The sequence below is a fragment of the Kribbella sp. DT2 genome, assembly GCF_049844575.1.
GTDB lineage: Bacteria > Actinomycetota > Actinomycetes > Propionibacteriales > Kribbellaceae > Kribbella.
On sequence record NZ_JBNCLH010000001.1, the window covers coordinates 934295 to 956444 of the forward strand.

At 70.2% G+C, this 22150-nt stretch carries 21 protein-coding genes; 13 read left to right on the forward strand and 8 right to left on the reverse strand.

Annotation, left to right across the window (positions count from 1 at the left end; translation table 11 throughout):
- Window positions 1-83: 83 nt before the first annotated feature.
- On the reverse strand, window positions 84-1199 hold the full coding sequence (locus ACLQ2O_RS04490; RefSeq protein WP_425827451.1) for a TIGR03118 family protein: 1116 nt from the start codon (window positions 1197-1199) through the stop codon (window positions 84-86).
- A 117-nt stretch (window positions 1200-1316) separates the two neighbouring features.
- Here ACLQ2O_RS04490 and ACLQ2O_RS04495 point away from each other — a divergent pair, with 117 nt between their 5' ends.
- A complete protein-coding gene (locus ACLQ2O_RS04495) occupies window positions 1317-1712 on the forward strand; it encodes a RidA family protein (protein ID WP_425827453.1) in 396 nt (131 codons plus the stop codon).
- A gap of 57 nt (window positions 1713-1769) precedes the next feature.
- Here the strand turns inward: ACLQ2O_RS04495 and ACLQ2O_RS04500 are convergent, their stop codons facing one another.
- Window positions 1770-2408, reverse strand: coding sequence for a hypothetical protein (locus ACLQ2O_RS04500; RefSeq protein ID WP_425827455.1), 639 nt, complete (start codon window positions 2406-2408; stop codon window positions 1770-1772).
- Window positions 2409-2704: 296 nt separating this feature from the next.
- On the opposite strand from ACLQ2O_RS04500, the gene kdpF reads away from it, so the two are divergent.
- The 10 genes from kdpF to ACLQ2O_RS04550 all read left to right on the forward strand — a co-directional run bounded on the left by kdpF (window position 2705) and on the right by ACLQ2O_RS04550 (window position 15221).
- Window positions 2705-2794 carry a K(+)-transporting ATPase subunit F gene (gene kdpF / locus ACLQ2O_RS04505; protein WP_363669876.1) on the forward strand — a complete coding sequence of 30 codons (90 nt, stop codon included), beginning with the start codon at window positions 2705-2707 and terminating at the stop codon, window positions 2792-2794.
- Complete coding sequence (gene kdpA, locus ACLQ2O_RS04510; protein ID WP_425827457.1) at window positions 2794-4455, forward strand: potassium-transporting ATPase subunit KdpA; 1662 nt, start codon at window positions 2794-2796, stop codon at window positions 4453-4455. The genes kdpF and kdpA overlap by 1 nt, the downstream gene beginning before the upstream one ends.
- The gene (kdpB, locus tag ACLQ2O_RS04515) at window positions 4452-6587 is read left to right on the forward strand and encodes a potassium-transporting ATPase subunit KdpB (protein ID WP_425827459.1); all 2136 of its coding nucleotides are present in this window, start codon (window positions 4452-4454) and stop codon (window positions 6585-6587) included. The genes kdpA and kdpB overlap by 4 nt, the downstream gene beginning before the upstream one ends.
- 12 nt (window positions 6588-6599) lie before the next feature.
- Window positions 6600-7232 (forward strand): K(+)-transporting ATPase subunit C, encoded by a 633-nt coding sequence (gene kdpC / locus ACLQ2O_RS04520; RefSeq protein WP_425827461.1) that lies wholly within the window; start codon window positions 6600-6602, stop codon window positions 7230-7232.
- Between the two features lie 13 nt (window positions 7233-7245).
- Window positions 7246-9783 carry a DUF4118 domain-containing protein gene (locus tag ACLQ2O_RS04525; RefSeq protein WP_425827463.1) on the forward strand — a complete coding sequence of 846 codons (2538 nt, stop codon included), beginning with the start codon at window positions 7246-7248 and terminating at the stop codon, window positions 9781-9783.
- Window positions 9783-10460: a response regulator gene (locus ACLQ2O_RS04530; protein WP_425827465.1), complete on the forward strand. Its 678-nt coding sequence runs from the start codon at window positions 9783-9785 to the stop codon at window positions 10458-10460. The genes ACLQ2O_RS04525 and ACLQ2O_RS04530 overlap by 1 nt, the downstream gene beginning before the upstream one ends.
- A 179-nt stretch (window positions 10461-10639) precedes the next feature.
- Window positions 10640-11491 carry a hypothetical protein gene (locus tag ACLQ2O_RS04535; protein WP_425827467.1) on the forward strand — a complete coding sequence of 284 codons (852 nt, stop codon included), beginning with the start codon at window positions 10640-10642 and terminating at the stop codon, window positions 11489-11491.
- Window positions 11492-12775: an SGNH/GDSL hydrolase family protein gene (locus ACLQ2O_RS04540; protein WP_425827469.1), complete on the forward strand. Its 1284-nt coding sequence runs from the start codon at window positions 11492-11494 to the stop codon at window positions 12773-12775. It abuts the gene before it with no gap.
- 96 nt (window positions 12776-12871) lie between these two features.
- A complete protein-coding gene (locus ACLQ2O_RS04545) occupies window positions 12872-14107 on the forward strand; it encodes an SGNH/GDSL hydrolase family protein (protein ID WP_425827471.1) in 1236 nt (411 codons plus the stop codon).
- Window positions 14108-14282: 175 nt separating this feature from the next.
- On the forward strand, window positions 14283-15221 hold the full coding sequence (locus ACLQ2O_RS04550) for a PE-PPE domain-containing protein (protein ID WP_425827473.1): 939 nt from the start codon (window positions 14283-14285) through the stop codon (window positions 15219-15221).
- Between the two features lie 85 nt (window positions 15222-15306).
- Here ACLQ2O_RS04550 and ACLQ2O_RS04555 read toward each other — a convergent pair whose 3' ends face one another.
- The 4 genes from ACLQ2O_RS04555 to ACLQ2O_RS04570 form a co-directional block, all read right to left on the reverse strand.
- Complete coding sequence (locus ACLQ2O_RS04555) at window positions 15307-16728, reverse strand: aromatic amino acid ammonia-lyase (protein ID WP_425827475.1); 1422 nt, start codon at window positions 16726-16728, stop codon at window positions 15307-15309.
- 73 nt (window positions 16729-16801) lie between these two features.
- Complete coding sequence (locus ACLQ2O_RS04560; RefSeq protein WP_425827477.1) at window positions 16802-17635, reverse strand: hypothetical protein; 834 nt, start codon at window positions 17633-17635, stop codon at window positions 16802-16804.
- 150 nt (window positions 17636-17785) lie between these two features.
- A complete protein-coding gene (locus ACLQ2O_RS04565) occupies window positions 17786-18031 on the reverse strand; it encodes a type B 50S ribosomal protein L31 (RefSeq protein ID WP_425827479.1) in 246 nt (81 codons plus the stop codon).
- Complete coding sequence (locus tag ACLQ2O_RS04570) at window positions 18028-19146, reverse strand: CobW family GTP-binding protein (protein ID WP_425827481.1); 1119 nt, start codon at window positions 19144-19146, stop codon at window positions 18028-18030. Before ACLQ2O_RS04570 ends, ACLQ2O_RS04565 begins: the two co-directional genes overlap by 4 nt.
- Before the next feature lie 119 nt (window positions 19147-19265).
- Here ACLQ2O_RS04570 and rpmG point away from each other — a divergent pair, with 119 nt between their 5' ends.
- Complete coding sequence (rpmG, locus tag ACLQ2O_RS04575) at window positions 19266-19433, forward strand: 50S ribosomal protein L33 (RefSeq protein WP_425827483.1); 168 nt, start codon at window positions 19266-19268, stop codon at window positions 19431-19433.
- A gap of 3 nt (window positions 19434-19436) precedes the next feature.
- Complete coding sequence (gene rpsN / locus ACLQ2O_RS04580; RefSeq protein ID WP_425827485.1) at window positions 19437-19742, forward strand: 30S ribosomal protein S14; 306 nt, start codon at window positions 19437-19439, stop codon at window positions 19740-19742.
- Between the two features lie 48 nt (window positions 19743-19790).
- Here the strand turns inward: rpsN and ACLQ2O_RS04585 are convergent, their stop codons facing one another.
- Window positions 19791-21275: a carboxylesterase/lipase family protein gene (locus ACLQ2O_RS04585; RefSeq protein ID WP_425827487.1), complete on the reverse strand. Its 1485-nt coding sequence runs from the start codon at window positions 21273-21275 to the stop codon at window positions 19791-19793.
- Window positions 21276-21370: 95 nt separating this feature from the next.
- On the reverse strand, window positions 21371-22129 hold the full coding sequence (locus ACLQ2O_RS04590; RefSeq protein ID WP_425827489.1) for an IclR family transcriptional regulator: 759 nt from the start codon (window positions 22127-22129) through the stop codon (window positions 21371-21373).
- Between the last annotated feature and the right edge of the window lie 21 nt (window positions 22130-22150).

A 22150-nucleotide genomic window follows, 5' to 3' on the forward strand; every position in this document is an offset into this window, starting at 1 on the left:
TCGACAGCAACCATCTGCATCCCAACTAAATTCTTCTTCTTTCTTCAGTTCTCTTTCTGTACTTCTTGTGGTTCTGCTCGCGCTTACGGGTGGCGGAGGAGGCCCAGGAGGCCGTGGGTTTCGTTGGCGATGCCGGCGGAGAACCAGAGGGCGTCGGTGCCGCCGGTGGTGGGGGTGCCGGGGGTCAGGGCCCAGAGGCCGGGGATGGTGAGGGGGTGGCCGTTGGGGTCCTTCAGTTGGGCGGTGATCTTGTGGTCGAAGCGGCCGTGGGACTTGGGGTTGATGACGTTGATGCGGCCGTCGCCGAAGTTGCCTACCAGGAGGGAGCCGGCGAGCTTGCCCCACGAGGTGGGGGCGATGGCTACGCCCCAGGGGGAGTTCAGGGTGCCGCGGGAGGCGATGCGGGTCACGAAACGGCCGTCGAGGGTGAACTCGGAGACGTAGCCGTTGCCTCGGGCGTTGATGCTGCGGCCGGTTTTGGGGTCGATCTTGGCGTAGGTGACGAAGACGCGGTCGCCGAGGGTCTGGACGTTGAAGGGGGCGTAGCCCCTGGGGAGGAACGGGTCGCGGAACGACCACCAGGGCTGCTTGACCCGGGTGAAGGTGGTGTTGAAGACGTCGATGCGGTTCTGGGCGAAGTCGGCGGCGTACAGGCGGTCGCTGGTGGGGGAGATGGCCAGGCCGGTGTACGCGGCGCCGGGGACGGTGGCCTTGATCTGGGCGGCGCCGACGAGCGGGCTGACCGGCGGGCCCCAGGCGGCGATCGAGCCGGTGAGGGTGGCGAAGATGAAGCGGGCGGGGGCGCTGGCGGTGCCGTTGGTGAGCACGAAGCCGGTGCCGGCGTTCGCGACCTGGCCGGAGGGAGCAGGGACGTCCACCCGGATGGTCGGGACCTTGGCGGCGGTGGCGGCGCCGGGGGCGGCGGAGTAGAGGGTGGACGACGAGGTGCCGGCGTTCGACACCCAGAGCGGCGAGCTCGCGCCGAGGGCCAGGCCCCACGGGTTGACCAGATCGGGGTCGAGCAGAGCAGCCTTGCCCGGTACGTCGGACACGAGGTTGACCTGCTGTACGGCGAGCCCGTCGCGCGACGAGTGTGCGCTGGCGGTGCTGGGAGCGACCAGGGCCAGACCGGCGGTCATGGCGGTGGCGAGTGCGATGGTGCCCGTCCGAGCTGAGCGGCGGGGTCGGCGCTGCGACATGTCACAGTCCTTCGGGTAGGTGGTTGAACACCTCCCACACGGATGGTTCGGCTGGCCGGTTCAGGGGTCCGCAGGGTAGACATTGCCTGTCCACACCGACATGGGGGAGAACCTGACATGAGCGAGCTCGCGATCAGTCCGCTGAACCCGGCGATCCTGCCGGCCGCGACCGGGAACTACACGCACGGCGTCGAGGTGACCGGTGGCCGCCGGATGGTGTTCGTCAGCGGGCAGGTGCCGTGGGGTGACGAGCAGGGGCGGATCCCGGAGGACTTCGAGGACCAGTGCCGGATGGTGTGGCGCAACGTGCTCGCGGTGCTCTCGGAGGCTGGGATGAGTGTGGAGAACCTGGTGAAGGTGACCACGCACCTGTCCGACCGGCAGTACCGGGCGGCGAACTCGAAGATCCGCGAGGAGGTGCTCGGCGACCACGCGCCGGCGCTGACGGTCTTCATCTGCGACATCTACGCCGAGGAGTGGTTGCTCGAGATCGACGCCATCGCTGTTGGTTAGCTGGTACGGCGGGGCGGTCGGGGTGGGATGTGGTGCTGTCCCACCCCGACGCTCGGCTTACGCCCAGGTTTCGGCGTGGGTTACTACGCCGTTGGGGGCGCTGATCTCGGTGATGACGTCGTCGGCGTCGGCTTCGAGGGGCTCGAAGGGGTACTCCGGTACGACGTACGCCCGGGCCCCGGCGACCAGGTCGACGCCCGGGAGCTCGAACCAGGCCTCGCCGGTTTCGCGGCTGATCTCGTAGATGGCCTGCTCGGCGGTGTCGACCGGGTCGCGGTCGCCGGACTCGTCGAGCTCGACCGGGTGCCGCTCCTGGGCGGCGCGGCCGGCGTCGAGCAGGGTCTCCAGGTCGACCACCTTCAGGTCGAACCGGGACACCACGCTGATCAGGTGGTCCTGCTCCTCGGGCTCCTCGTCGTCGGTCTCGACGATCTCGTCGTCGAGCAGCAGCGGGGTGGTGCCGGTGTGCTCGAACACGGCGTCGTTCCAGCCCTCGACGAGGTCCTCGAGCTGGGCGTTGTGCTCGTCGAGCACCGCCTGCTCCTCCTGGCCGGTCATCGCCAGCAGGGCCTCGGTGTGGGCCTGGAGGCGCTCGGCGAGCAGCCGGCTGGCCTCGGCCAGCGCCTTGCGGGACTCGTCGGAGAAGAACTGCTCGGAACCCTGGGCGGGGAACTGCTGGTCGTCGACTTCAGTCACTGCGTTCTTCCCTAACTCTGCGAAGACTTCTCATTGCCAGGCGTAAGTATGTGGGCTGCGGCCGCCGTGACGAAGTCCGGTCCACGCAGCGCCCGTGTGAGAGCGCCGTGAGAGCTCACCCGGCCGCCGTGAGAGAGCTGCGAGAACCTTCCTGACGAGGCAGTCAGCGGCGTTCAGTGAAGACATGAGGACAAGAAATTCCGAGGGGTGGGTCCGGTGAAGGACCTGATGTACCTCGCCGTGTGTGTAGCCGTCTTCGCGACCGTCTGGTGCGCGCTGCGTGGGGTGGAGAAGCTGTGAGCGCCGAACACGTCGCCGGTCTGGTGATCGGTGCGGCACTGGTCGTCTACCTCGTCGCCGCCCTGATCTTCCCCGAGAGGTTCTGATGTCCGACACCGCCGCCGGCCTGCTCCAGGTCGGCCTGCTGGTCCTGCTGCTGGCAGCCGCCTACCGGCCGCTCGGTGGCTACCTGGCCAGGGTCTACAGCTCCGACCACGACACCAGAGCAGAGCGTACGACGTACAAGCTGCTCGGCGTCGATGCGAAGGCCGACCAGACCTGGGCGGTCTACGCCCGGTCGGTGCTCGCGTTCTCGGTCGTCGGGCTGATCCTGCTGTACCTGTTGCAGCGGCTCCAGTCGCACCTGCCGTTCTCGCTCGGCCTGCCGGGCGTCGAGCCGTCGCTGGCCTTCAACACCGCCGCTTCGTTCGTGGCGAACACCAACTGGCAGTCGTACTCGCCCGAGGTGACGATGGGCCACCTGGTCCAGTTCGCCGGTCTCGCGGTGCAGAACTTCGTCTCCGCGGCCGTCGGCATCACCGTCGCGGTCGCGCTGATCCGCGGGTTCGCGCGCAGCAGGACCGAGCGGCTCGGCAACTTCTGGGTCGACCTGGTCCGGACCGTCGTCCGGGTGCTGCTGCCGATGGCGATCCTCGGTGGCCTGATCCTGGTCGCGACGGGCGTGGTCCAGAACCTGTCGGGTCCGCACGAGATCACCACGATCGCGGGGCAGACCCAGTCGATCCCGGGCGGTCCGGTGGCCGGCCAGGAGGTGATCAAGGAGCTCGGCACGAACGGCGGCGGTTTCTACAACGCCAACTCCGCGCACCCCTTCGAGAACCCGAACGGGATCTCCAACCTGTTCGAGATCTTCCTGATGCTGGTGATCCCGGTCGCGCTGACCCGGACCTTCGGCCTGATGGTCAAGGACAAGCGGCAGGGCTACGCGATCCTCGGCGTGATGACCACGCTGTGGCTGGCCTTCACCGCCGCCGCGACCGCGTTCGAGATGAACGGCTCCGGTACGGCGACGCAGGCGGCCGGTGCCGCGATGGAGGGCAAGGAGACCCGCTTCGGCGAGTGGGCGTCGACGCTGTTCACGTCCACGACCACCGGTACGTCGACGGGTGCGGTCAACGCCGCGCACGACTCCTACACGCCGCTCGGTGGTGGCACCGCGCTGTTCCACATGATGCTCGGCGAGGTGACACCCGGCGGTACGGGCTCGGGCCTGTACGGCATGCTCGTACTCGCCGTCCTGGCCGTCTTCGTGGCCGGGCTGATGGTCGGTCGTACGCCGGAGTACCTGCGCAAGAAGATCACCGCGCGCGAGATGAAGCTGGTCTCGCTCTACATCCTGGCGACGCCGTCGCTGGTGCTCGCCGGCGCGGCGGTCGCGATGGGCCTGGCGAGCGCCAGGGCCTCGATCTTCAACACCGACAGTCCGCACGGCTTCTCCGAGGTGCTCTACGCGTTCACCTCGGCGGCCAACAACAACGGCAGCGCGTTCGGTGGCCTGAGCGCCAACACGACGTTCTACAACACCGCGCTCGGCATCGTGATGCTGCTCGGCCGGTTCGTGCCGATCGTCCTGGTGCTCGCGCTGGCCGGCTCGTTCGCCCGTCAGCAGCCGGTCCCGGTGACCACCGGAACGCTGCCCACCCACAGGGCCCTGTTCGTCACGATGCTCGTCGGCGTCGTGCTGATCGTCACCGGACTGACCTACTTCCCCGCACTCACCCTCGGACCCCTCGCGGAGGGACTGTGACCACCCAGACCATGACCCCTGCACCACAACAGGAGCAGTCGGTCGAGAAGAAGGCGCCGTCGGGAGTGTTCGACCCGAAGATGCTGCTCACCTCGCTGCCGGACGCGCTGCGCAAGCTCGACCCGCGGCTGATGGTGAAGAACCCGGTGATGTTCGTCGTCGAGGTCGGCGCGGTCGCGTCCACGGTGCTGGCCTTCACCGACTCCAGCGCGTTCGTCTGGTGGATCGTGGTCTGGCTGTGGCTGACCGTCGTCTTCGCCAACCTGGCCGAGGCGGTCGCCGAGGGTCGCGGGAAGGCCCAGGCGGCGACGCTGCGCCGGGCCAAGACCGAGACCACCGCCCGGCGGATCATCGAAGGCGGCGCCGAGGAAGAGGTCCCGGCGACGGCGCTCCAGCTCGGCGACCGGGTGGTCGTCGAGGCCGGCCAGATCATCCCCGGCGACGGTGACGTCGTCGAGGGCGTGGCCAGTGTCGACGAGTCGGCGATCACGGGTGAGTCCGCGCCGGTGATCCGGGAGTCCGGTGGTGACCGCAGCGCGGTGACCGGCGGGACCCGGGTGCTGTCGGACCGGATCGTCGTGAAGATCACCACCAAGCCGGGCGAGAGCTTCATCGACCGGATGATCGCGCTGGTCGAGGGCGCCGCGCGGCAGAAGACGCCGAACGAGATCGCGCTGAACATCCTGCTCGCCAGCCTCACCATCGTGTTCTTGATGGCGACCCTGACACTGCAGCCGTTCGCCCGGTACGCCGGGGTCGACCTCAGTCTCGTCGTACTGGTCGCGCTGCTGGTCTGCCTGATCCCGACCACGATCGGCGCGCTGCTGTCGGCGATCGGCATCGCGGGCATGGACCGGCTGGTGCAGCGCAACGTGCTGGCGATGTCCGGCCGCGCCGTCGAGGCGGCGGGCGACGTGAACACGCTGCTGCTGGACAAGACCGGCACGATCACCCTGGGCAACCGGCAGGCGGCCGAGTTCATCCCGCTCGCCGGGGTCTCCGAGACCGAGCTGGCCGACGCGGCCCAGCTGTCCAGCCTGGCCGACGAGACGCCGGAGGGCCGGTCGGTCGTCGTCCTGGCGAAGACCCGGTACGGGCTGCGCGAGCGGCACACCGGTGAGTTGCCGCACGCAACGTTCGTGGAGTTCACCGCGCAGACGCGGATGAGCGGCGTGGACGTCGACGGCGGGGTGGGCCTGGGCGGGTCCGAAGGCAAAGCACAGCAGATCCGCAAGGGCGCGGCCGGTGCGGTGACCGCGTGGATCCACGACCAGGGCGGCACCGTGGTGGCCGAGCTGGGCGACCTCGTCGACGGGATCTCGGCCTCCGGCGGGACGCCGCTGGTGGTTGCCGTCAGCAAGACTGATCCTGTCTTCAAGGAGGGGGTCGCGCGGCCGCTGGGGGTCATCCACCTCAAGGACGTCGTCAAGGAAGGGATGCGGGAACGGTTCGACCAGATGCGCGCGATGGGCATCCGGACCGTGATGATCACCGGCGACAACCCACTGACCGCGAAGGCGATCGCCGAGGAGGCCGGGGTCGACGACTTCCTGGCCGAGGCGACGCCCGAGGACAAGATGGCGTTGATCAAGAAGGAGCAGGAGGGTGGCCGGCTGGTCGCGATGACCGGTGACGGCACCAACGACGCTCCCGCGCTGGCCCAGGCCGACGTCGGGGTGGCGATGAACTCCGGGACGTCCGCGGCCAAGGAGGCCGGCAACATGGTCGACCTGGACTCCAACCCGACCAAGCTGATCGAGATCGTCGAGATCGGCAAGCAGTTGCTGATCACCCGCGGATCGCTGACCACGTTCTCGATCGCCAACGACGTGGCCAAGTACTTCGCGATCCTGCCCGCGCTGTTCGCGGCGGCCTACCCGGGGCTGGACAAGCTGAACATCATGCGGCTGGACTCGGCCGAGTCGGCGATCCTGTCGGCGGTCGTCTTCAACGCGCTGGTGATCGTCGTCCTGGTCCCGCTGGCCCTGCGCGGCGTGCGGTACAAGCCGTCCTCGGCGTCCGCGATGCTGCGCCGCAACCTGCTGATCTACGGCGTCGGCGGTCTGATCACGCCGTTCATCGGCATCAAACTCATCGATCTGCTGATCTCGGTCATCCCGGGCATCGGCTAAAGGAAAGCAGAGATGGCTACCACCAGAAGAAGCCCGTTGGGCCAGTTCGGTGTCGCGGTCCGCGCGATGGTCGCGCTCACCGTGCTGCTGGGCGTGCTCTACCCGTTGGCGATGACCGGGGCGGCGCAGGCGCTGTTCCCCGGCAACGCGAACGGGTCCGTGATCAAGATCGACGGCAAGGAAGTGGGATCGGACCTGATCGGTCAGTCCTACACGCTCGACACCGGGCAGAAGGATGCCGACGGCAACGCTGTGATGGCGCCGGACCCCCAGTGGTTCCAGACCCGGCCGTCCGCGGTCGACTACGACGGCGCCGGCAGCTCGGCGTCCCAGCTCGGGCCGAACAACGCCGACCTGCTGAAGCTGATCGAGCAGCGCCGCGCCGACGTGGCCAAGGTCGAGGGCGTGGATCCCGCGCAGGTGCCGGCGGACGCGGTCACGGCCGGCGGCAGCGGACTCGACCCACACATCAGCCCGGCGTACGCCGCACTGCAGGTGCAGCGGGTGGCGCGGGAGCGTGGGCTCGACGTGAGCAAGGTCCAGGAGCTCGTGCGGGACAACACCAAGGGCCGGTCCCTGGGGTTCCTCGGCGAGGCCACGGTCAACGTGGTCACGCTGAACCGGGACCTGGCGGAGCTGAACTGACACTATGGGAGGTATGGCAGGTCGTGGGCGGCTGAGGATCTACCTCGGCGCCGCGCCCGGTGTCGGCAAGACGTACAAGATGCTGGGCGAGGCGCAACGGCGGCGCGAGCGAGGGACCGACGTGGTGGTCGGCTTCGTCGAGACCCACGGGCGCGAGCACACCGCCGCCATGCTCGACGGCCTGGAGGAGGTGCCGCGGCGGATCGTCGACCACCGCGGCGCCAGCTTCACCGAGCTCGACCTGGACGCCCTGCTGGCCCGCCGGCCCGGCGTCGCGCTGGTCGACGAGCTGGCGCACACCAACGTCCCGGGCAGCCGGAACGCGAAGCGCTGGCAGGACGTCGACGAGCTGCTGACCGCCGGGATCGACGTGATCTCCACGGTGAACATCCAGCACCTGGAGTCGATCAACGACGTGGTCGAGAAGATCACCGGCGTCCCGCAGCGCGAGACCGTCCCGGACCGGGTGGTCCGGGCGGCGCACCAGATCGAGCTGGTCGACATGGCGCCCGAGGCGCTACGCCGCCGGATGGCGCACGGCAACGTGTACGCCGCCGACAAGGTGGACGCTGCCCTCGGCAACTACTTCCGGATCGGCAACCTGTCGGCGCTGCGCGAGCTGGCGCTGTTGTGGCTGGCCGACCGGGTCGACGCGGGACTTCAGCAGTACCGGTCGCAGCACGACATCGACTCGACCTGGGAGGCCCGGGAGCGGGTCGTGGTCGCGCTGACCGGTGGTCCCGAGGGCGAGACGCTGATCCGGCGCGCGGCCCGGATCGCGGCGCGCTCGGCGGGCGGTGACCTGCTCGCCGTCCACGTGACGCGGTCGGACGGGCTGACGGGCGCTGATCCGGCCCGGCTCGCTCAGCAGCGGCAGCTGGTCGAGAGCCTGGGCGGGAGTTACCACCAGGTGGTCGGCGAGGACGTGCCGGACGCGCTGCTCGCGTTCGCCCGCGCGGAGAACGCGACGCAGCTGGTGCTCGGCGGCAGCCGGCGGTCGCTCCTGTCGACGCTGCTCACCGGGCCGGGGATCGGCGCGACCTCGATCCGTGAGTCGGGTGACATCGACGTCCACATCGTCACGCACTCCCAGATGGGTCGGGGCCGGCTCCCGAAGGCGCACGGGAGTCTGTCGCGGCTCCGGCTGATCTACGGCTTCAGCCTGGCCGTCCTGCTGCCCGCGCTGCTCGTGCTGGCGCTCGACCACGGTGGCGACACACTCAACCTGACCAGCAACGTGCTGGCCTTCCTCTTCGCCGTCGTGGTGGTCGCGCTCGTCGGCGGGCTCTGGCCCGCGATGCTGGCGGCGATCGCCGGCACGGTGGTGCTCAACTGGTTCTTCACGCCGCCGACCCGGTCCTTCACGATCACCGAGCCGAACAACGCGCTCGCGCTGGGCATCTTCATCCTGGTCGCGGGCATGGTCTCCTCGGTCGTCGACCGGGCGGCCCGCCGTACGCGGCAGGCCGCGCGGTCCGCCGCGGAGTCCGAGACGCTCGCGACGCTGGCCGGGTCGGTGCTGCGTGGGGAGACCGCGCTGCCCGCCTTGCTGGAGCGCGTCCGCGAGGCGTTCGGGATGACGTCGGCCTGCCTGATGGAGCGGATCGACACCGACGAGCTGACCGAGACCTGGCGACCGATCGCCTCCGCCGGTACGCCGACCTGCCGGCGTCCCGAGGACGGTGACGCGGAGATCCCCGGCCGCGACGACCTCGTGCTCGTGCTGCAGGGCCGGTCGCTGGCTGCTGATGAACGCCGCCTGGTCGGAGCGTTCGCGGCGCACGCGGCCGCGTTGGTCGACCGGGCACGGCTGAGCGAGGCCGCCGCGGAGGCGAAGCCGTTGGCCGAGGCCGACAAGCTCCGTACGGCTTTGCTGCGAGCCGTCGGCCACGATCTCCGGTCGCCGCTGGCCTCCGCGAAGGCGTCGGTGACGAGCCTGCGCAGCTCCGACGTCCAGTGGAGCCGCGCTGAGAGGGACGAGCTGCTGGAGACGGCCGACGAGTCGCTCGACCGGCTGAGCCGGCTTGTCGACAACCTGCTGGACCTGAGCCGGCTCCAGGCAGGTGTGCTGCCGGTGTTCACCCGGCCGATGGCGCTGGACGAGATCCTGCCCGGCGTACTGGACGGGACGGAGGTGGCCGTCGACCTGCCGCCGGGGTTGCCGTTGGTCGAGGCGGATCCCGCGCTGCTGGAGCGCGTGGTGGCCAACCTGCTGGCCAACGCGGTCCGGTACTCACCCCCGGGGCGCGGGCCGTTGCTGACAGGGAGTTCACTGGGGGACGTGGTGGAGATCCGGGTGATCGATCGTGGACCGGGGATCCCGGCCGAGGATCGGGACCGCGTGTTCGCGCCGTTCCAGCGGCTGGGCGACACCGACAACACGACCGGCGTCGGGCTCGGACTGGCTTTGGCGCGCGGGCTGGCGGAGGCGATGGGTGGGTCGCTGCGTCCGGAGGACACGCCGGGCGGTGGCCTGACCATGGTGGTCTCGATGCCTTCAGCAACAATGAGCGACGTGCCGGTGCCCGGCCGTCTCGAGCGGGGAGCTTGATGACCAGAGTTCTGGTGGTCGACGACGAGCCGCAAATCGTGCGGGCGCTGCAGATCAACCTGAAGGCGCGTCGGTACGAAGTGCACGTGGCCGGCAGCGGGACGGCGGCGCTCAAGGTCGCCGCGCAGCATCCGCCCGACCTGGTGATTCTCGATCTGGGCCTGCCGGACTTCGACGGGGTCGAGGTGATCCGCGGGCTGCGCGGCTGGACCGAGGCGCCGATCCTGGTGCTGTCCGGCCGGACCGACAGCACCGACAAGGTCGAGGCGCTGGACGCGGGCGCCGACGACTACGTGACCAAGCCGTTCGGCATCGACGAGCTGCTCGCCCGGATGCGCGCCGTACTGCGGCGCAGCAACGCCGGCGCCGAGCAGCCGATCGTGACGGTCGGCGGTGCCGAGGTCGACCTGTCGGCCAAGCGGGTCACGAAGAGCAACGGCGACGAGGTCCGGCTCACGCCGACCGAGTGGCACCTGCTCGAGGTGCTCGTCCGCCACCCCGGCAAACTGATGTCCCAGCGCCAGCTGCTCACCGAGGTCTGGGGGCCGGGCTACGAGAACGCCGGCGGCAACCTGCGCTTCTACATGGGCCAGCTCCGCCGCAAGCTCGAGGCCGACCCGGCCCGTCCGCGGCACCTGCGCACCGAACCCGGCATGGGCTACCGCTTCGAGCCCTGACGGGCAGGGAGGCCGGGCCGAGGGGGATCATCGCCGACCGCCGACCGCCGACCGCCGACCGCCGACCGCCGACCGCCGACCGCCGACCGCCGACCGCCGGTCCGCCCGACCGCGCCTTCAAGCGCCCTGGAGTCCGATTCCTGTAAGACATCCCGCCGGGGAGTTGGCAGGGTAGGGGCATGGAGATCTTCGCGGCAGGTCGGGAGTTTGTCAGGCGGGACGCGCGGCTGCTCGAGCGGCGGCTGTTCGCGCGGTTGTTCGAGGGGGCCGACGGTGCCGGCGTCCTGGACGCGCTGCGCGGGTACCGGAACGCCGACGGTGGGTTCGGGCACGGGCTGGAGCCGGACAAGCGCAGCCCGGCCAGTACGGCGCTCGACGTGGAGACCGCGTTCGACGTGATGCTCGCGGCCGACGTCCGCGACGACGAGTTGATCGGTGGGGCCTGCGACTGGCTGCAGTCAGTCGCGACGCCGGAGGGCGCGGTGTCGTTGTGCAACCCGGCGATCGAGGGGTACCCGCGGGCCGAGCACATGTCGGAGTGGACCTACGCACCGGCGCTGAACCCGACGGCCGGACTGGTCGGCCGGCTGCACAAGCTGGGGTTCGAGCACCCGTGGCGTGAGCAGGCGGGTGAGTGGTGCCGAGGCGAGCTGGCGAAGGGACTCCCCGAGGACGCGCACGGCATGCACGAGGCGCTGGAGTTCCTCGAGCACGAGCCGGACGTGGACCTCGACCAGGTCCGCGACTGGCTGCCGAAGCTGTCGATGTACCGCGCGAACGCCGACGACCCGTCGTACGGCGTGACGCCGTTGCACCTCGCGCCGACGCCGGACAGCCGCTGGCGGCAGCTCTTCACCCAGGAGCAGATCGACGGTCATCTCGACCGCCTGCTGGCCGACCAGCAGGACGACGGCGGCTGGGCGATCACGTGGGAACCGCCGGGTCCGATGGCGACGCTGGAGTACCGCGGAGTCGTCACCGTGGGGGCGCTGCGCAGCCTGCAACTCAACGGGCGCCTGTCGATCGACTGAATGAACGCAAGCCCCCGGCTGTGGAAGAATAGAGCCGGTGAGGACGACGCCGTGATGCTCGCCGGGAGCTGGATGCAATCGCTGATCGCAGCGGTTGCGATGGTGGCTTCCTCGCTTCCGGGAGCGCCCGCACCGCAGGCGCCCGCCCGGATCGCGCCGCCGGACGGCTGGGTCGCCAGCTGGGGTGTCGCGGTGACGCAGGCGGGCCCGACCGGGCCGTCCGCGACCGGTGTCCGGAACACCACGATCCGCCAGGTCGCGCACCTCTCGCTCGGCGGTGGATCGATCCGGCTGCGGCTCTCGAACCGCTTCGGCAAGCAGCCGCTCGTCGTCGGCGCGAGCTCGGTCGCACCCCGCAAGGGCGGTGCCGGTACGCCGAACCTCGAGCTGCTGAAGAGCCTCCCGGTCACGTACGGCGGCCGCGCCGCGATCACGATCCCGGTCGGCGCGGAGTCGGTGTCGGACCCGGTCGACCTGCCGATCGGTGACGACAGCGACGTCGTGATCAGCACCTACTTCCCGGGCCCGACGGGGCCGCTCACGCAGCACCCGGCCGGGTACGCCTCGGCGTTCAGCGCGACGGGGAACCAGACGCGTGCGGGCGGCGCGCCGTACCGGAAGATCCCGGGGATGGCGCGGTTCGTGGTGTCCGGCGTGGACGTGAAGACGCGCGCCGAGGGCACGATCGTGCTGTTCGGCGACTCGATCACCGACGGCGCCTCGTCGCCGGTCGACGGCAACCTGCGGTACCCGGACCAGCTCGCCGACCGGCTGACCAAACGCCGGTACGCCGTGGTGAACGCGGGCATCGGCGGCAACCGGCTGCTCGTGAACGGCGGCGTCTCGGGCGAGGCCGCGATCGCGCGGTTCGAGCGGGACGTGGTCCGGCGCAGCGGGGTCCGGGCGGTGGTGATCCTCGAGGGCATCAACGACATCCGGGCCGGCAGGGGCGCGATCTCCGGCGCGCAGCTGATCAACGCGCACCGCCAGCTGATCGCCCGCGCGCACGCCGCCGGACTGCGGGTGTACGGCGCGACGCTCACGCCGTACTGGGCGGCCGATCACTACACCGTCGGCGGCGAGGTCGCGCGGCAGGCGCTGAACCAGTGGATCCGGACGGCCGGCGAGTACGACGGGTACGTCGACTCCGAGCACGCGGTGCGCGATCCGTACCAGCCGCTGCGGATCGCGCCGGGCTACGACAGCGGTGACCACCTGCACCCGAACGCCAAGGGCTTCACGGCGATGGCGCACGCGGCCGACCTGGATCTGCTGACCTCTTAACGCAAGGGACCGACCGCTCACCGACCGTAGGGTTGCGGTCTCGCAGCGTGCTGCGTGGAATCGATGCTACGTGTCCGTCCCACGAGAGGTGCTGCCATGCGCCCGTTGCGCAAACTTGTTGCCACCGCTGCTGCTCTGCTACTTGTTCCGCTCGCGTCTGCTGCCGTTCCTGCCTCCGCCGAGTCGTCCTTGGGGGCGGACTGGGTGGGGAGCTGGGCCGTTGCCGTCACTCCACCGGGTACGTCGGGTCTGTCCGCGACCGGCGTCACCGACACCACGCTGCGGCAGGTCGCGCACCTGTCGGTCGGCGGGTCCGAGTTGCGGCTCAGGCTCTCCAACGTCTACGGCACGACGCCGCTGAAGATCGGCAAGGTGACCGTGACCCCACGGGCCGACGCGTTGGCCGGTACGCCGACGGTCGATCCGGCGAAGCTCGAGCCGGTCCTCTTCGGCGGCCAGGCGTCGGTGACCGTGCCGGTCGGGACGGAGTGGGTGTCCGACCCGGTGCGGCTGCAGGTTCCCGATGACACCGACCTGGTGATCAGCACGTACTTCCCCGGGCCGACCGGGCCGCTGACGCAGCACCCGGCCGGTTACGCGACCGGGTTCTCGGCCGCGGGGGATCAGACCGGTGCGGCTGGTCCGTCGTACACGGCCATTCCGGGTGCGGCCCGGTACGTGATCGAGGGCGTGGACGTGAAGAGCCGGGTGCGGGGATCGGTCGTGCTGTTCGGCGACTCGATCACCGACGGCGTGGTCTCGCCGGTCGACAAGAACCTGCGCTACCCGGATCAGTTGGCCGACCGGTTGCTGGCGCAGCCGTCGTGGCGTGAGCTCGGCGTGCTGAACGCGGGGATCAGCGGGAACCGGCTGCTGGCCGATGCCGGTACGGCGGGCGACTCGGCGCTGGCGCGTTTCGACCGCGACGTGCTCGGGCAGACCGGGGCCCGGAGCGTCGTACTGCTGGAGGGGATCAACGACATCGGGAACAGCCAGGGCGCGACGGATCCGGCCGAGCTGATCGCGGTGCACCGGCAGTTCATCCAGCGGGCGCGGGAGGCCGGGCTGAAGGTCTTCGGGGCGACGCTGACGCCGTACGAGGGCGCTGGGTACTACTCGGCCGCGGGCGAGGCCGACCGGCAGGCGCTGAACCACTGGATCCGGACCTCGCGTGAGTACGACGGGGTCGTGGACTTCGACAAGGCGGTGCGGGACCCTGCCGCGCCGGGGAAGATGCTGCCGGCCTACGACGTGGGTGATCACTTGCACCCGAACGCCGACGGCTTCAAGGCGATGGCCGCCGCGTTCGACCTGGCGGCCCTGAGCCGGTGACCTTTTCGATGCTGCTGGAATAGGCGGCAGCCGTTGTGGAGAACGTCTTCCCGGCCTCTGACCTGCGCGTTCGTCGCGCCGGGTCGGGGGCCGGGCGCGTTGTCGGGGGTTGATTCCGCGGCGGCGGTCTCGGCAGGCTGCGGGCGTTCCCGACACAGAGATGGAGAGCGTGCTGATGCTTGGTGAGAAATCGATTGCCCGTGGGATGGCCGGTCTGGTGGCCGGCGTACTGGTGCTGGGTGGTGGGGTGGCCACGGCCGAGGCGTCGGTCGCCGCGTGCCCCGCGACCGCGGTCTTCCAGACCGACGGCTACACCGCGGGCGAGTCCCTGGTGAACTGGAACAACTCGAGCTTCAACCACCACGTGCCGGCCGGCGTGGAGATCGTTCAGGTCCCGTACTACGCGGGAGTCTTCCCGGTCGTGGACCGGTTGGCGCTGGACGCTTCGGTCGCCGAAGGCGTCGGCAAGCTGACCGCGGCGGTCAACGACTTCCACGGCCGGTGCCCGGGTTCCCAGTTGACGCTGGCCGGCTACTCCGAGGGAGCCGTTGTCGCAGGCAACGTTCTCGAGCGGTTCGCGCAGTCGTCGGCGATCCCGCACGCGCAGCTGAACGGCGTTCTGTACGGCAACCCGCGGCGTCCGTTCGGTCCCGGCGGCCGCGGTGGGGTCGCGGGTGGGATCGAGACCAACCTGCCGTCGATCCTGCCCGGCGTCACCATGCAGGGCCCGCACAACTACGCCGGCATCGCCGTCCGCGAGGTCTGCAACGAGAACGACGGCATCTGCAACTCCACCAACATGATCACCAACCTGGCCGCGTTCGCCAACGGACTGATCGGCTACGCCTCGGGTGACCACGGCTACGACCTCAACCCGATCCGCGACACCGGCAACGGCGTCACCCTGCACGCACAGAACCCGAGAATCCCGTACGGCGCCCCGCTACCGCTCCCCATCGGCACGCCGTGGCGGATCCAGCAACAACTCTTCGGCGACGGCCCAGCCCGCCAGGCAGCCGTCACCGCACGAAACTCCTTGGGCACGGTCGCTTCCCCAGAAGCCCTTGCGGCGTTGGTCAATCACCCCTGGTTCCGGCTGCTGGCAGCAGCCTGATCCAGCCGCCCCTCGGCGCAGCCGAGTGGGCCCGGGGGCGACCGGCTCCCTTCCCCACCCGCCTGACCCTCGGCGCAGCCGAGGGTCAGGCGGACTCGGCGGGGTGTTCGACTTGGCGGTCGCCCCATTGGGTCATCAGGCCCCGGGCGATCTCCAGGTCGTCGCGCAGCGAGCGGTCGTCCAGTGCTGGGGGAAGTGCGGCCAAGGCGTCCGCCAGCCAGGGGCCGACTGCTGAGGGGGCAAGGTCTTCCGGGGTGAGGTTCGCCAGGCGGATCGCTCGTACGGCGGTGACCAGCTCGCAGGCCATCACCTCGCGGAGAGCGTCGAGCAGCTGGGTGGTGAGGACTGCCGCCTGGGGCGCGAAGCTGGCGTGGTGCTCGGCGCCTCGGGAGAGGGTGGCCGTGCCCAGGGTGGCCGGCTGGGCGGTCGAGCGGACCGAGGCGAGGGCGTCGTGGGCGACGTACTCGATCATCATCACGCCGGAGCTGGCGTCGGCGCCGCTGGCGAGGAAGCGGGACAACCCGGTGAAGTCTGGATCGACGAGGTTCGCGACGCGGGAGGTCGAGAGCGTCGCGACGCTGTGCAGGCTCAACCGCAACGAGTCCAGCGCCAGGGCGATGGGCATCGCGTGCCAGTTGCCGTTGTGCAGCACGGTGCCGCCGGCCACCAGCGGGTTCTCGGCCGAGGCGTTGATGTCGATCCGCAAAGCGTTGCCCAAGGCATCGATATGGTCGACGGCAGGGCCCAGGACCTGCGCGAAAGCCCTGAGCCCGAACGGATCCTGGATGCGCGCCGGCGGCAACGGGAGCCCGGCGAGCAACCCGCGCATCCGGTCGGCCACCCGGACCTGACCGGGCTGCGGCCGCGCCTCGTGCACGCGGACGTCGTACACCTCGGCGTTGCCGCGCATCGCGACGTGGGCCAGCGCACCGACCAGCGGCACGACGTTGATCAGCGTCGCCGCCTCGACGTACGCCAGGCAGCACTCGGCCAGCGTGATCGCGTTGCTCGACAGCAACGGCAGCGCGCTGGTCCCGTCGATCACGTCGCCCAGCGCGAGCCCGAGCTCGGCGAGCGGACCGAGATCCCCGGTCCCGATCGCTCCACCGCGATGCAGGTCGGGGAGCTTGTCCTCGTTGAGCAGCCGCACGATCGCCTCGGCGACCTCGGGTGCGAGCCCGGACCCACCGGAGGCGAGCTGGTTGACGCGGATCAGCAGCCCGAGCCGGACGACGTCTCGCGGGTACGGCGTGGTGCCGGTCGTCGAGTGCGACAGCAGCAGCCGGGTGCCGTGCTCGGGGTCGGAGGTGAGCACGTCACGGTTCGCGCCGACGCCGGTGGTGCGGCCGTAGACGGGCTGGTGCCGGGCGATCTCGGTGACGGCCGCGGCCGTGTCCGCCATCCGCTTGCGGGCGACGTCACCCAGGCGGACCGGCGTACGGCGCTGGCCGAGGCCGACGACGGTCAACGGCGTCAGCCCGGCCCCGGAAAGCTCGATCGGCTCCACAGCCACAGTGTGCGACCTGCCCACCCGCCGGCTGAAGCACCACGCCAGGATCCCCGTCTCGGATCCGAGACGATCAGCCGAAGCGCGGTACCGGGATCGCGACCACCTCGTACGGCGGTGCCGCCGCGGCCCCCTTGGCGAACTGCCCGTTGACGACCAGCAGGCGCTCGCCGTCGGTCATCAACGTCGTGGGGGTGTCGAAGGCCGGATCGGCGTGCCGGCCGAGCGGCGTCGCCGTACGGCCGTCGGGAGAGATGTCGAGCGCGGCCAGGAAGAACTCGGCCGTCGCCATGCTGTCGCCCTCGTTGCAGACGCCGATCAGCGTGCCGCCGATCAGCAGCAGCCCGTCACCGGCGAACCCGGTGGCGAGGGCGGTCGTCGACAGATCGGCGAGCTCGAGGCGCCAGAGGATTTCGGTGCCTTGGGCAGCGATCAGCAACGCGCTGCGGTCGGCGGTCGGGACGATGCCGTTGAGATAGGCGCCGGGGCCGGCCGAAGCAAGCTCCAGCCCGGTCGGAGGGGAGTCGGAGCTGAGGTCGAAGCGCCAGACGACCGGACGCGAGGAGTCGGTCACGTAGGCGTGGTCGTCGATCACGCAGACGTCGTTGAGGTAGCCGTCGACGTGTCGCCGGGAGACCAGCGCGCGACTCGCGACGTCGTACACGAAGACGTCACCGGTCTTGCCGCCGCAGACGACCAGGAGACCTGGTGAGGTCGTCAGACCAAGGGCGACGGTTCGTCCGTCGACGCCCGCGGGCGACCAGATGTCGGCGACCGGCCGGTCGAGGGCGCATCGGTAGAGCGTGCCGTCCGCGCTGCTGCCGGCGAAGAACGAGTCGTCCGGCCCGAGCGCGATGCCTTCGGGGCGGACGCGGTCGCCGGGCAGGTGGTACGCCGTGATGGACACTGCCGCACGCTAGCTCGCCGACGGTTCAGCGCACGAAGAAGGCCCGCCGATCCTGGGGGAGGGTGGGATCAGCGGGCCGGGTGGCAGCGGCCGCCGGGTCGAGCGGCGACCGTGCCTGGTCACGGGCGGGGCCGGAGCCTCGCGCGGGGGTTACTTCTGGCCGTAGCGCTTCTTGAACTTCTCGACGCGGCCCTGGGTGTCCATCACGCGCTGCTGGCCCGTGTAGAACGGGTGGCTCGCGGACGAGATCTCGACGTCGACCACCGGGTAGGTGTTGCCGTCGTCCCAGACGACCGTCTCGGAGCTCTCGCGGGTGGAGCCGGTCAGGAAGCTGAAGTTGCCCGACTTGTCGCGGAAGACGACCCGACGGTAGTCGGGGTGAATGTTCTGCTTCATGCAGCGGTACTTCCTTCCAGATAAGGGGCGAACGGGTCGGTCAAACTTCTGGCCTCTTCGTCCGCACGTAGGACACAACCGTTCAGGCGGCGTTCTAATTCCCAGACGTCGAGGTCGACTCCGGTGAAGGACAGGTAGCTGGCGCGGTCCCCGTGCTCGGGGTGCCACTCCAGCGCCGACCGGGCCCGGTGGCTGCTGCTCACCTCCGGCCAGCGGTCGGCCGGGAGGTCGGCGAGCCAGCGGCCCAGGACGCCGATCGAGATGTTCGTGCCGAAGCTGTCCCACCCGAGCCGGGCCTGCGGTCGCGTCGCGAGCCACACCGTTCCCTTGCCGCGGGCGGACTTGTCGACCAGGTCCTCCAACGCGTCGTACAGGCGTTCGGGGTGGAACGGCCGGTCCGACGAGAACAGGAACGTCCGCACCGGCCCGTTTTCTTCCCGCAGCGGCGCGCTGATCGTTCCGGGCTCGACCCGCGCCCGCGCGGCGGCGGGATCGTGCAGCCGTACGCCGACCAGCTCACGCGCCTGTACGACGTGCCGGGCCTGAGGATTGAGCGCCTGGGCCAACGCGGCCGCTGAGGACGAGGGATCCACCAGTACGGCGTCCGCGTACTCGACCTGGTGAACGACCGCCTCGGCCAGGGCGCGATTGTCCTCGGCGGCCGTCGGGATGCCACGGTCGCGCAGCAGCTCCTCGCCCGTCGCGTCGGCGACGAAGCTGCTCGGCTCGACGACGGCCAGGACCGCGCTGACCTGCAGTTCTTCGCGTGCGTCGCGGGTGATCTCCTCGGCCAGGGCCTGCGCGTCGCCGGCCGCGGGGATGTTGACTACCGCCGCGTCGTACTGGCTGACGGCGGCGATGCTGCGGAGCAGCTCGACCAGCGTGCCGCGCATGGCGCAGGACACGCAGGGGTGGCTCATCCGGATCACCTCGCGGTCGATCACGCCGGTCGTCGTGCGCGCGGTCCGGACCACCGAACCGCCGGACAGCCCGGTGACGTCGTACTCGACCAGGACGGTGCCGGGCAGCAGCAGATCGGTCGCGGCGGTGTCGCGGGTCGCGGTGTCGACCCCGCTGACCAAGGTGACCGGCAGCATCCGTACCCTCTTCCTCACGGCTTATTGAAAATGATTCCCAATACAACCTACACTCCGGGAATCGGAATAGACACCCGGGCCCCTGGTGTTCACCGTACTGAGTCCTACGGCGCGCGAGCGCCCAGAAAGGTTGGTCGATGGCCAAGCACAACGACATCCGCCCGATCGTCAAGCTGCGGAGCACGGCCGGCACCGGGTTCACGTACGTGACCCGGAAGAACCGCCGCAACGACCCCGATCGGCTCGTGATCCGCAAGTACGACCCGGTCCTGCGTCAGCACACCGACTTCCGCGAAGAGCGGTAACTGGTGGCGAAGACCAGCAAGATCGCCAGGAACGAGCAGCGCAAGGTGACCGTCGCCCGGTACGCCGAGCGCCGCACCGAGCTGAAACGGCTGATCGCCGACCCGGCGACCGGGGTCGTGGAGCGCGTCGAGGCGCAGCTCAAGCTGCAGAAGCTGCCGCGGGACGCGAACCCGATCCGCGTCCGCAACCGCGACACGGTCGACGGCCGGCCGCGCGGGTTCCTCCGCAAGGCCGGCATCTCCCGGGTCCGCTTCCGCACGATGGCCCATCGTGGGGAGCTCCCGGGGATCACCAAGTCGTCCTGGTGAAATCTTCGAAGGCCCGGAACCAGGTGGTTCCGGGCCTTCGTCATGCCGTCAGGAGGTCCAGAAGCCGAGCCGGTGCCCGGCGAAGAAGTCGGTCCGGGTCACGCCGGCCGGGTCGAGCGACTGCACCTTCCGGTCGAGCGGGGTCGCTCGCGGCCAGTACGTCGTACCGGGAGTGTTGGGCTGACCGGTCCGGGCGAACGCGCTCCAGCGACTGATCAGCTCGTCGGACAGCTGCTGCTGGGCCGGATTCAGCGGCGCGAAGACGTTGTCGTCGAGGAAGTAGGTCAGGTCGGTCATGTGGTGCGACCCGACCGGCCACCCGGGCTTGGGGATGCCCAGGTACCAGGGCGCGTCACCGGCGAACTCGAACGTGTAGGTGGGCATCCGTAGCGAGAGCAGCTGGTTGGACCGGTACGCCGGGGCTGCCCACTGGGAGTCGGTCATCACGGTCGAGAGTGCTAGACCGGCCGGCTTCGTGTCGGCGTACTGGGCGAGGACCTTGGCGGCGTCGGCGCCGAACTGCTGCCGGACGTGGGTCTCGTACTCCTGCTGAGTGATCGGTACGCCGGTGGCGCTCTCCTGCGCGCCGTACCGGCCGTGCTCCTCGTCGTGGTTGATGCCGTGCAGGACCGGGACGCGGTTGACCCGGCCGGTCAGCAGCGCCTGCACCGGATGCAGCGGAAGGACCGGTCCGCCGAGCACCGGGCCGAACTCGTCCTCGGCCGTGGCCGCCAGCAGCGCGGGGACCTCGACCTTGCGGAGGCAGTCGGTCGTAGTACAGGCGAACTTGGCGGCCAGGTCCCGGCTGTACTTCTCGGCGACGGCGCGCGGACGGGGTGCGGCGTAGTTGGTCGCCGAGTACTCCTGCGCGCACGGTCCGCTCTGCACGATCGCCCGCTGGAACAACCCTTTGGCGGTGGGTGAGGCCAGGTGGTCGCAGACGCTGTAGGCGCCGGCCGACTCGCCCATGATCGTCACGTTGCGCGGGTCGCCGCCGAAGGCCGCGGCGTTGCGCCGGACCCAGCGCAGGGCCTCCTGCTGGTCCTGCAGACCGAAGTTGCCACCGAGAAATCCGAGCGCTCCCAACCGGTACTGCACCTGTACGACGACCAGGTCCCCCTGCGCGGCCAGCCGCTTCGGCCCGTAGATGCTGTTCGCCCCGTTGGTGAAGCTCCCGCCGTGGATCCACACCACGACCGGCCGGTTCCTGCTCGTCTGCTGCGGAGTTGTCACGTCGACGAACAGACAGTCCTCGCTGGTACTGGCGACGCCGACCGGGTGCTCGTTCTGAGCGCAGGAGGCGCCGTACTGCGTGGCGTCGCGGACGCCGTTCCAGCGGGCGGCGGGTCGCGGTGCGCGCCATCGGAGATCGCCGACCGGCGGTACGGCGTACGGGATGCCACGGAAGGTGAGGGTGGTGTCGTCGGCGATGCCACGGACCTGACCGAGGTCGGTGCGGACGACGGTGTCGGTCGGTGGAGCTGCGGCGAGCGACGTCGCCAGGAGGGCGGAGGCGGCCAGAAGGGGAAGCATCGGAAGCCTTTCCAGGAGGAGAGCTCCATCCTGGGAAAGACCGAGCGTGCGGGCACTGGGTTCAGGTCCCCGGCAGGGGTGGACTCAGCACCACCTCAGCCGCGGAGGCGGCGGGTCAACGCTTCGGCGGCCTGGCGGACCCGCCGGGCCAGCAGCGAGCGTTCGCCGGGGGTGACGGACTCGCTGCGGAAGGAGATGCTGATCGCGGCGGCGGGGTGGCCGGCGTGGTCGACCGCGGCACTGGCGACCGAGGTGACGCCGGCGGTGACGTGGGACTCCTCGATGGCGAAGCCTTGCTGGCGTTCGTCGGCGAGCAGGCGGCGGAGCTGGCTGAGCGTCTGCGGGCCGTGGTCGGTACGGCGTACGAAGGACTCCGGCGTGGGAAAGAGAGCCCGGACCTGCGCGGGAGGCAACGCGGCCAGCAGGGCTCGTCCCGATGCCGTGAGTGTCGCGGGGAGGCGAACGCCCACGTCGGTGACCAGCGTGAGCGGCCGGGGCGGCTGTTCCTTCAGCAGGTAGACGAGCTCACGGCCGTGCAGGACGCCGAGGTGCGCGGTGTGCCCGACCTCGGCGACGAGTTGGGCCAGCAGCGGACGGGCCAGGCGCTCGAGCGGGTCGTGGCGCAGGTAGGCGCTGCCGATCTCGAAGGCCGCGACGCCGAGCCCGTAGCGCTTGTCCTCCGGCAGGTGCACGACGAAACCCTCGTCGATCATTGCCCGCAGCAAGTGGTACGTCGACGAGCGCGGCAGACCGACCGCGGAGGCGATGCGCTCCATCGGTACCGGTCCGGGCTGGGTGGCCAGGAACGTCAGCACCCGCAGGGTCCGGGTCGAGGCGGGAACGTTGCCGCTCACAACTGTGAGCGTAGCGGCCCT